The organism is Anaerolineales bacterium (assembly GCA_022866145.1).
Lineage (GTDB): Bacteria > Chloroflexota > Anaerolineae > Anaerolineales > E44-bin32 > PFL42.
Genome location: JALHUE010000178.1, coordinates 1 through 9,261, shown reverse-complemented (window position 1 = coordinate 9,261; position 9,261 = coordinate 1). Strand labels below are relative to the sequence as shown.

8 protein-coding genes and 1 other RNA gene are annotated in these 9,261 nt (G+C 65.1%); 5 read left to right on the top strand and 4 right to left on the bottom strand.

All coding sequences use genetic code 11. From position 1 onward, the window contains the following. Window positions 1-359, top strand: a 359-nt coding sequence (locus MUO23_05690; protein MCJ7512445.1) for a hypothetical protein, incomplete at its 5' end; no start/stop codon positions are given. 41 nt (window positions 360-400) lie between these two features. Further along, the gene (locus MUO23_05685) at window positions 401-3,241 is read left to right on the top strand and encodes a hypothetical protein (GenBank protein ID MCJ7512444.1); all 2,841 of its coding nucleotides are present in this window, start codon (window positions 401-403) and stop codon (window positions 3,239-3,241) included. Here MUO23_05685 and MUO23_05680 read toward each other — a convergent pair. Next, on the bottom strand, window positions 3,229-4,233 hold the full coding sequence (locus tag MUO23_05680; protein ID MCJ7512443.1) for a serine/threonine protein kinase: 1,005 nt from the start codon (window positions 4,231-4,233) through the stop codon (window positions 3,229-3,231). The two genes, MUO23_05685 and MUO23_05680, sit on opposite strands and share 13 nt — an antisense overlap. Window positions 4,234-4,318: 85 nt before the next feature. Here MUO23_05680 and MUO23_05675 point away from each other — a divergent pair, with 85 nt between their 5' ends. Beyond that, complete coding sequence (locus MUO23_05675) at window positions 4,319-4,987, top strand: FHA domain-containing protein (GenBank protein MCJ7512442.1); 669 nt, start codon at window positions 4,319-4,321, stop codon at window positions 4,985-4,987. A 47-nt stretch (window positions 4,988-5,034) separates the two neighbouring features. Here the strand turns inward: MUO23_05675 and ssrA are convergent. The 3 genes from ssrA to smpB form a co-directional block, all read right to left on the bottom strand. Continuing rightward, window positions 5,035-5,430, bottom strand: a transfer-messenger RNA (tmRNA) gene (gene ssrA / locus MUO23_05670). 111 nt (window positions 5,431-5,541) lie between these two features. Further along, window positions 5,542-6,327, bottom strand: a complete 786-nt coding sequence (locus tag MUO23_05665; protein MCJ7512441.1) for a hypothetical protein — start codon at window positions 6,325-6,327, stop codon at window positions 5,542-5,544. A gap of 2 nt (window positions 6,328-6,329) precedes the next feature. Next, window positions 6,330-6,788 (bottom strand): SsrA-binding protein SmpB, encoded by a 459-nt coding sequence (gene smpB / locus MUO23_05660; GenBank protein ID MCJ7512440.1) that lies wholly within the window; start codon window positions 6,786-6,788, stop codon window positions 6,330-6,332. 146 nt (window positions 6,789-6,934) lie between these two features. Here smpB and MUO23_05655 point away from each other — a divergent pair, with 146 nt between their 5' ends. Together MUO23_05655 and MUO23_05650 are read left to right on the top strand one after the other, a co-directional pair. Then, entirely contained in the window at window positions 6,935-7,360 is a 426-nt protein-coding gene (locus tag MUO23_05655; GenBank protein ID MCJ7512439.1) for a hypothetical protein, read from the top strand. A gap of 197 nt (window positions 7,361-7,557) precedes the next feature. Then, complete coding sequence (locus MUO23_05650) at window positions 7,558-8,577, top strand: response regulator (GenBank protein MCJ7512438.1); 1,020 nt, start codon at window positions 7,558-7,560, stop codon at window positions 8,575-8,577. Window positions 8,578-9,261: the final 684 nt, after the last annotated feature.

The following is a 9,261-nucleotide window of genomic DNA, read 5'->3' as shown; positions in this document are numbered from 1 at the left end:
TGACGTTCGTCGAGACCCTCGATTTTCGCTCGGGCCTCGGTCACACGCCGGAGAGGCGCTGGGGTGCTGGGGCCGGCTACCTCGTCTCGGATCTGGGGCAATTCGATTTTCCAGAGGGCCGAATGCGGCTGACGCATGTCCATCCTGGGCAGTCGCCCATGACGATTCAGGCAAAGACGGGCTTCGCACTCGATGTCGCTCCCGGCCTGAGCGAGACTCCCCCACCGACACCCGACGAACTTCGCCTTCTCCGAAGTGAGGTTGACCCCCTCGGTGTCAGGCGGCTGGAATTCCTCAGCGGGCCTGCCCGCAGGGATCTGCTCCTCAGCATCCTGACTGCCGAGTCTGCTCCCGCCTGAACGGCGTGGCGGCCAGGTCCCGAGATCGGTATACTTCGGTTATGAAGTCTGCGGTCCGAATTGTTCTTTGGCTGGGTGTGCTGGCGCCGCTGTGGTTTTCCGCTCAAGGGGCGGCAGCGCCCGACGCTGACGCCGCCCAGGAAATCCTCGAGCGGATGTCCCCAGTGGAGCGGGTTGGCCAGCTGTTTCTCGTCACCTTCGAGGGGAGCGAGATCCCACTCGATTCTCCGATCCTCCGTCTGATTGAGGAAGGTCGAGTCGGCGGGGTGGTGCTGCGCAAGGCCAACGGCAACTTCAGCGATGGCGAATCAAGTTGGAGCCGCGTTGCCGAGCTCACCAGCAGCCTGCAGGCGGCAGCGCTCGGGGCAAGTGAAGCCGGCGGGACGCCGGGCCTTGAGACGGCCGAGCCTGGCAGCGGGCCGTATATCCCGCTGTGGGTCGGGATCTCGCCTGGGCTCGATGGGACGCTGAGCTCGGAACTGCTGGGGATCGCCTCGGAGAGCGCCACGCCGATGGCACTTGGCGGGGCCTGGGACCCGGCTCTGGCAAGGGAGTCCGGGCAGCAAGCAGGGCGCGAGCTCGCCTCCCTGGGGATCAACTTGGCCTTCGCGCCTTCAGTCGACATCGTCGAGAACGTGCAGCCTGGCGGGGCCGAGGCCCTTGGCGTTCAGAGCCTAGGAGGCGACCCCTTCTGGGTTGGGCGCTTAGGCCGCGCCTTTGTGGCCGGCTTGCGCCAAGGCGCCGAGGGCCGAGTTGCCGTGGTGGCGACACATTTCCCGGGGATGGGCAACGCCGATCGACCGGCCGAGGAGGAAGTAGCGACAGTACGCAAGTCGCTGGAGCAGCTTCGCCAAACTGAGCTGGCACCGTTCCTGGCGCTAGCTGCCCCGCCCACCGACAACTCCGACCGTGGCGTCGATGGCCTGCTGGTCTCGCACATCCGGTACCAGGGGCTGCAGGGCAACATTCGGGAGACGACGCGGCCGGTTAGTCTCGACCGTGACGCTCTCAGCCAGCTGGTGGCCATTGAGCCCATCGCCGAGTGGCGTGCAAATGGCGGACTGATGGTAAGCGAGTCGCTCGGCGCCAGGGCCATCCGCCGTTTCGTGGACCCAAGAGAGCAAACCTTCAACGGGGTAGTTGTCGCCCGCACGGCGTTCCAGGCAGGGCTGGATCTGCTGCTGCTCCAGGATTTCCAGAATCCGGAGGACGCCGACGAGCTGACTTCGATCCTGAACACTCTGCGTTCATTCGCAGACAAGTACGAGGACGATCCGGTGTTCGCCGAGCAGGTAGACGCCGCGGTTCTTCGCCTGTTGCGAAAGAAGCTTGAGCTGTATGGGGGCTCCTTCGAGGCTGGAATCGGTGCCCCGGCGGAGGCCGGCGAAGCGCAGCCTCCAGCGGGATCCGAGAACCCGCTGGCCGTGGCCCGACGCTCGGCGACGTTGATCAGTCCTTCCCCGGAGGAGGTGAGAGAGCGGCTGGGTGTCCCGGAGACCGGGGATCGAATCGTGTTCTTCACCGATGTGCGCCGGGACCAGGCCTGTGCCACATGCGCCTCCGTCCCCATCCTGGGCACTGAAGCCCTGGCCGAAAGCGTAAACACGCTCTACGGGACGGCATCCGGAGGACAAGTTCGCAGCTGGGACCTTGAGTCCTTCACGTTGGCGGACCTGGCGGTCTTCCTTGGCGAGAAGCCGCCGACATCGCCGGCAGAGCCCATCCGATCTGCGGACGAGGTGGGCAGGGCGATCAGCGGAGCGGATTGGCTGATATTCGCCGTCCTGCGGACCACCCCGGACGTCTTTGGATCCGATGCCCTACAGCTGATGCTCGATCGCCGCCCAGACCTGCTGGGCGGCAAGCGGGCGGTCGTCTTTGCCATGGACGTCCCGTTTGATCTGGACTCAACCGATATCTCCAAGATCGATGCCTTGTACGGGTTGTACGGGCACACCCCGGCTTTCGTCGATACTGCCGCCCGCCTTCTATTCCAGGAAGTCGCCCCCACCGGGCGCTCGCCGGTGAGCATTCCGGGGGTGGGGTACGACCTGCTGAGCGTCCTGACTCCGGACCCGGACCAGCTGATCCGCATCGGCTTGCGCTCACCGGATGTGCCGGAGGGGGAGGCCACTGTGGAGCCGGGCTTCTTGAGCGGGGACCAGATCGTGCTCGAAGCGGGGCCCATTCTGGACTGGAACGGCAACCGGGTGCCGGACGGGACGCCGGTCGAATTCATGCTGCAATATCAGGATGAGACGATCCCCTCGACAGTCGGCGCAACAACAGTCGAAGGCATGGCTTCGGGCAATGTGCTTCTGGACCGAATCGGGGTGTTGTCGATCCAGGCTCGCAGCGAGCCCGCACGCGCCTCGGAGATCGTCCAGCTGAACGTTCAAGAAGGGGCCCCGGCGTTTGTCACGGTCATTGCTCCGACGCCCGTCCCGAGCGAGACGTCGGCTGTGGCCGCAAGTGGCTCGGCGGTACCCCCCACCGCTGCGGAGAGCATTTCCGCCAACCCGCAGGCCGACCAGCCCCAGCCGGCTGGGCTGGACAGCTTCCTGGGAGCGGCACTCGGATGCGTGGGAGTGGGACTTGCAGGATGGCGGTTGCTTCGACGCCGATGGCCGTACCCGCTCTTACAGGCTCGAGTTGGGCTGGTGGCCGTGATTGGCGGAATGGCCGCCTATGTGTACCTGGTACTGCAAATGCCAGGCAGCCCAGGTGCGGCTGGGGCGGAGGGGGTATTCGTTAGTTTCGTGTTCGCGGCTGCCGGTGCGGGCGCAGGGCTGGCAGCCCTATGGGGCCTTGAGGCTCGTCGGAGTGTCGGCGGGGGGCAGACGACCTCCGCCAGCGAACCGCCTGCCGATCAGGAGGCGTAGGAGGCCAGCAGACCCAGCAGAGCCATCAAGACGGCCGCGGCTGCCAGAATGCGATCGGCGGGTGAGGCGGCCATCTCGGTCCACAGGGCGGAGAGACGTCCGCTCCAACCGGCGGTTTCATCGGAGATCAGAGAGGTTATGGAACCGGATTGCAGAGCCTCACGGAAGGCCGCAACATCGGGAGGTCTGTCGTCAGGATGCAGCGACAGAGCCCACAGGATGGCGCGCTCGACTCGGGCCGGGATGGCCCGGTTGAGCTCCCGAGGCGGACGCAGGGCATCCGGCTGCAGAAAGCGATACTTCGCTTCGGCCGGGGGCGTGTTGGTGAGCAGGTGATACAGCGTGGCGGCAAAGGCGTAGAGATCGGTGCGGGGGGTAGTGTGCCCATCGTCTCCCCCGTATTGCTCCAGGGGCGTGTAGTAGGCCGTGCCGCGGCCCTGGATGACGGTGATAGTCATCTCATCAGCAGCCATTTGCTTGACCAGCCCAAAATCGACAAGCTTGATCAGCCCGGAAGGGGTGAGCTTCAGGTTGCTGGGCTTGATATCGCGGTGGACGACGGGGGGGTCCTGCGAATGCAGATATTCGAGGGCTTCGGCGATTTGCTCGGCCCAGCGCAGGACTTCCGCCAGATCGAGGAATTGCCCGGCGCGGCGGGCCTCGTCAAGCATCGATTTGAGGTCTACCCCGGGCACGTAGTCCATGACCAGATAGTCCGAGCTGCCTTCAGTGAAGAAGTCGGAGACCTTCGGGAGACTGGGGTGATCGAGGTGGGCGAGGACCGAGGCTTCGCGGTAGAACTGGGATCGTCCTTGATCGATGAGCGCCTGGGGCAGGGAGGGATCGGACACGACCTCCTTGACGGCGCAGGCTCGGCCGGGAAGCCGCAGGTCTTCGGCAAGGTAGATCGAACCCATACCGCCGCGTCCGACGATGCCGCGCACCGTGTAGCGTTCGCGCAGGATGGCGCCGGTTTCAAGCAGGCTTGGCATGGGCGGAGCCGGTGGGAAGATGACCGTCGGACAGGTGCATTTGACCAGGATTATACCTAGGGGCGGACAGGAGCAAACCAAGCTCATGGCGGATGCCCAGCACGGCAGCCAGGTTCCGGTGCTGATCGGGCAGTCGGGGGCGGCTCAAGGGAGCCGCTGGACGCTGACCGATGAGGAGACGCTCATCGGCCGAGACCTCGACTGCCAGGTTGTGATACCCGATCGTCAAGTCTCCCGACAGCATGCCCGCATCCGTCGCCAGGCGGGAGGCTATTGGCTCGAGGATCTGGGGAGTAAGAACGGGACGCACCTGAACGGGGTCGCCGTGTCGCAGCCCGCTCTGCTGCAGGATGGCGATCTGGTCCAAATCGCCCTGGCGGCGAAACTGGCCTTTGTTGGAATGGACTCGACTGTTCCATTGGGGAGTGATGAGGCCGCCGCACACGACTTGGGGCTGCTGCGCTTGGATCGGGCGGCGCACCGGGTCTGGGTTGGTGGCAACGAGCTTGATCCGCCACTTTCACCGCAGCAGTTCCGGCTGCTCGAGCTGCTGTACATGAATCCAACCCGGATTGTCTCCCGAGACGAGGTGGTCGAGCAGGTCTGGCTGGAAAGCCTGGGCAGCGGCGTCAGCGAGCAGGCGATCGATGCCCTAGTGCGCCGATTGCGCGAGCGGCTGTCTGAGTCTGAGCCCGAGGTGACGTTTGTGGAGACGGTGAGGGGTCTGGGGTTCCGCTTGAAGGTGATCGGCTAGCCAGGCGGAAAAGGGAGCGGCAGCGGCACTCATCGCCGCTGCCGGACTGGTGGAGATGGCGGGAGTCGAACCCGCGTCCGAAGGTTTCCGTCACAGCACATCTACAGACGTAGTCACCTGAGTGATCTCGCGCCAGGCGCCTGCGGTGACCTAGGCGGTCCTGTTGCCAGCCACGTCGCCCGGAGGGCTGTCTTAGGTGCGGCCCATGGCAGGCGCACAGCACCTCGGCCTTTGTTCGCCGCGTCCCGGAGCCGGTCGAGGAGGGTTCGGGCGGGCGGGCGCCTCAAGGGCGCCGGGCGTTACAGCTCGACGAGCCTAGGCTGCGAGCGGCAGCGCCGCGTATGAAGTGCGGTTGGCACTTGTGGTTGCGCGGATTTTACGAGGTCGGCGCCTCTCGGTCTGCCGTGCTGCGCGATCCACCCCCGTCGAGACCCTTCATCCCCATAACACCATCCTACCAGATCCGGATTGAGAAGCATGCGCATAGCCACGAAGAAGAGCTCTCACCACCCCCGCGGCCTTCACCCTAATTTGGCGTAGGCTATGCGCAATTGCTACCATCTGCCGCCGGCCACTGTATCGACCGAGGGCGGGGCGCCGAGCCGCCGGTACATCATGGCTCCGGTGAAGGCCTCGCCCAGAATCCCGTCGTGTAGCGCCCAACTCTGCAGGCGAATGGACCGCTGCGCTGCAGGCTGACGGAACGGGGTTGACCCGTCCAATCGGCGAGCTAGATCTGCGCCAGGGGCAAAGCCGTCGTGAATCCGCCGCATTAGGCGCAAGCCTTGTTGGTAGGCGAAACCAAAACGCTCGAAATGGACGGCGTTGTGATAGTACAACGGCTCAATGAAGAACAACTCCTGATCGAGGGATCCAACGAACGCCTCAAAGGACTTGATGGCGGCGGGCAGCAGGCGCAAGCCCCGCCGCACCTGGCCTGGCGCCAAGCCGGCCTCGAGGGCCGCCTGCTCGGCTGGCAGGTTACGCAGCTGGGTGCCGAAGAGGGTAGGGCGCCCATCCGGCATCACATCCACATCGAAACGGGGCGAAACCGGATCGTTGATGATGTACAGCAGGACGTGGATCTGTCCGTGGACGGTCTCTGTCAGGTGGGCATACAGCACTGGATCCCGCGCACCCGCCTCGTGGCGCAGGATCACCTGGACATCGGGCGCACCAGGTACTGAACGCACCTCCAGCAGGTCCCGGCCCAGGCCATCCCTCAAGTCTGCGCTGATCTTGAGGTGTTGGATCAGCTCGGCCGGCACAAACCTGGCATAGATCTCGCGCTTCTTTGCCGGGTCCAGGTAGTTGAAACCTGCGATCGACGGTTGGATCATCCTCAGCCGCGCCGGCCGAGTTCTCGCTGCATCGCTCGGCGGGCATCCTTCTCCGCCAGCGCCCTGCGCTTGTCATACTGGCGCTTGCCGCGCGCCAAGGCGATCTCCAGCTTAGCCCGGCCGGCCTTCAAGTACAGCCGGGTGGGGATCAGGGAATAGCCGCGTTGCCGAATCGTCCCCTCCAGCTTGGCGATCTCCCGCCGATGGAGAAGCAGCTTGCGGGGCCGCTTCGGATCGTGGTTCATGTGACTGGCCGGGTCGTAGGGAGCGATGTGCGCGTTCTGCAGCCACAGTTCGCCTTGATCGAGCTGCACGAACGCCTCCCGGATGCTGACCTGACCCATGCGGATCGACTTGATCTCCGTCCCCTTGAGGGCCATACCGGCCTCCAGGCGCTCCTCGAGGAAGTAGTCATGTTGCGCCTTGCGGTTGGTGGCGACAACCTTGATCCCGTCTTCCAATTCAGTGACCTTTCTGGTCTTGCCAGCCTCGGGGTGTTCTTCCGCCGGTGCACGTCCCCCACTCGAATTCTAGCACGCCCGTCTCGTTCTCCTGCCAGGGGGACCGCTCTTCTCTCCAGGCTATACTGGGCGCCAGGTCTCGACCGATGCCTAGGATTGTGCGCAACCTTCCACCCAGCCGATCTCGGGACGCCAGCCTGGGCCGGATCCGCTCCGCTCTCCAGTCGGCTTCGCGGGGGGCGCTTTCGCCAGAGCGGGAGAACGATCGGCTGGCGTTCATTTGCGAACAGTTAGAGCTGGTGGCGGCCTCCCTCGAGCAGACGGCGACCGCCTGGGAGGATCGAGGCTACTGGACCAAGGCTGACAGCTTCCGCAGATCGTGGTCCTGGGTCGAATTGAGCCGGGCCCGCCTGCTGCAAGCATTTCGCGCCGGCGCGGCGCCGGCAGCGGATCCGGAGCTCGCAGGCCTGCTTGTGCGCCTAATCCAGCTCGGAGTCAGGCCGCAGCCTGAAGCCGATCCGACGGCCTGGCAGAGTGCCGGCAGCCGGCTGGCAGGCCACCGGCCGGATTGACCCACCTGGAGGCGAGCTGTCTGGCGTCCCCCAGTCGTGGCCGTCCGTCGGGGTGGGGGGTGAACCCTGGAGTCGGCGAACTTGACCCTGGCGTCAGCGGCGGAATAGGAGGACTTTCCTAGCCTGCGCCGGCTGCCATACGCTTGCAGGCCCACTCGGCGTGCCCCATAATGACCTTGGACCCGCAGCGCAGACCAATGGATAATCCCGAAGAAGACGCGAGGCGAGAGCTGCTCTTGGTTGTCGAGGACGACCCGGCGATGCTGGTCGCCCTGCGCGACATCCTGGAGGCCGCAGGCTATCCGGTGCTGGCGGCAGCCAACGGGAAGGTGGCCCTCGACCTGCTCGTCGAACAGACCCCGGCACTGATTCTCTCGGACATCTCGATGCCCGTGATGGACGGCATCGAGCTTTTCCAGGCCGTCCGCCGCCTGCCCGTCGGAGCCTTGATTCCGTTCATCTTCCTCACCGCCCGCGGGACGCGCGAGGACATCTTCGCGGCCAAGGCCCTCGGCGCCGATGACTACATCACCAAGCCCATCACCAGCCAAGAGCTCCTGTCGGCCGTCCAGGCACGCCTGCAGCGCACCGGGGAGCTGATGCTCGCCCAGCTCAAGTCCGCCTACAAAGCCAGCCTGAGCATGCTGGCCAACGCTATCGAAGCCCGCGATCGGTCCACTCGCTCGCACGTCGAGCGGGTCAGCGCCTATGCCTCCGCCATTGCCCGTGAATTGCAGTGGGACGAAGAGAAGATCGATGCCCTGGAGTTTGGTTCCATCCTGCACGACATCGGCAAGATCGCCATCCGAGAGGCCATCCTGTGCAAGACAGGCAAGCTCTCCGCCGATGAGTGGCAGGAGATGCGCCAGCATCCTGAGGTGGGCGCCCGAATGATCGAGCCCATCCCATACCTGGCCAGGGCGATTCCCGTCGTGTTTCATCACCACGAGCGCTGGAATGGCAGCGGCTATCCCCGGGGTCTGGGCAGCGAATCGATTCCCGAAGGCGCCCGGTTGCTGGCGGTGGTCGATACCTTCGACGCCATGACCTCCGACCGACCGTACCGCCCGGCAGTCAGCCCCGAGTCGGCGCTGGAGGAGATCGTCCGCCAGTCCGGGGTACAGTTCGACCCGGCCATGGTCGATGCCTTCCGCCGCTGTTGGGTACGTGGGGACATTGCCCGCATCCTGGATCAGTTCCATGCCAGCGAGGGCTGAGTCCGGATCTATCCGCCCGCGCTGCCTGCCTGCTGCCTGAACGCCGAACCTCCTGATCCCTCGACGGCTGACGTGCCTCTCCGCCTTCCGGCATTCGTCCGGTGCTTGGTTGCCCTGCTTGGCCCGCCCCCTGGTATCCCTTCCGGCCGCGGAACAGGTACAACATTGGCCTTCCTGGCGGGACCGGCTGCCGGCGGACGAAGGCCGAAACTCGGTTGTCGGCTCCACTCTCAGACCTGCAGTCCGCAAACGCAGGCAGTCTGACCCAGAGGGGTGTCGCAGTAATCGCGGCCCCGTTTGGCCGCCACTGGCGGCAGACGGACACCGTACGTGGGCAGCTTCAGCCGCTAGACGCAGGTCTTTCCACCCCTCAATCCCTCAATCAGACCGGAAGGGTCGTTCTGGACCTCGACAAGCAGCATGGCGGGCATTTGAAGGGCCTAGCCGTCTTCTCGTCGGCACCCGGTCGCCACAGGCCCCATGCCGAGTTCTCGTCAGGGTGGGGGGGGCAGATTGTCCTGACGCCTTCCTCCTTGGCGCCAGCCGCTCGGCGCGATCCCACCAGGCAGCAGCGACTGCGCCTGCGTCAGATCGCGGAGAGAACGGGGCGGCCGTTAGGGAGGGAGGTGCTTGACAGGCTGGCAAGTCCCGGTAGAATTCGATGGTGATGATAAGTATGATTAT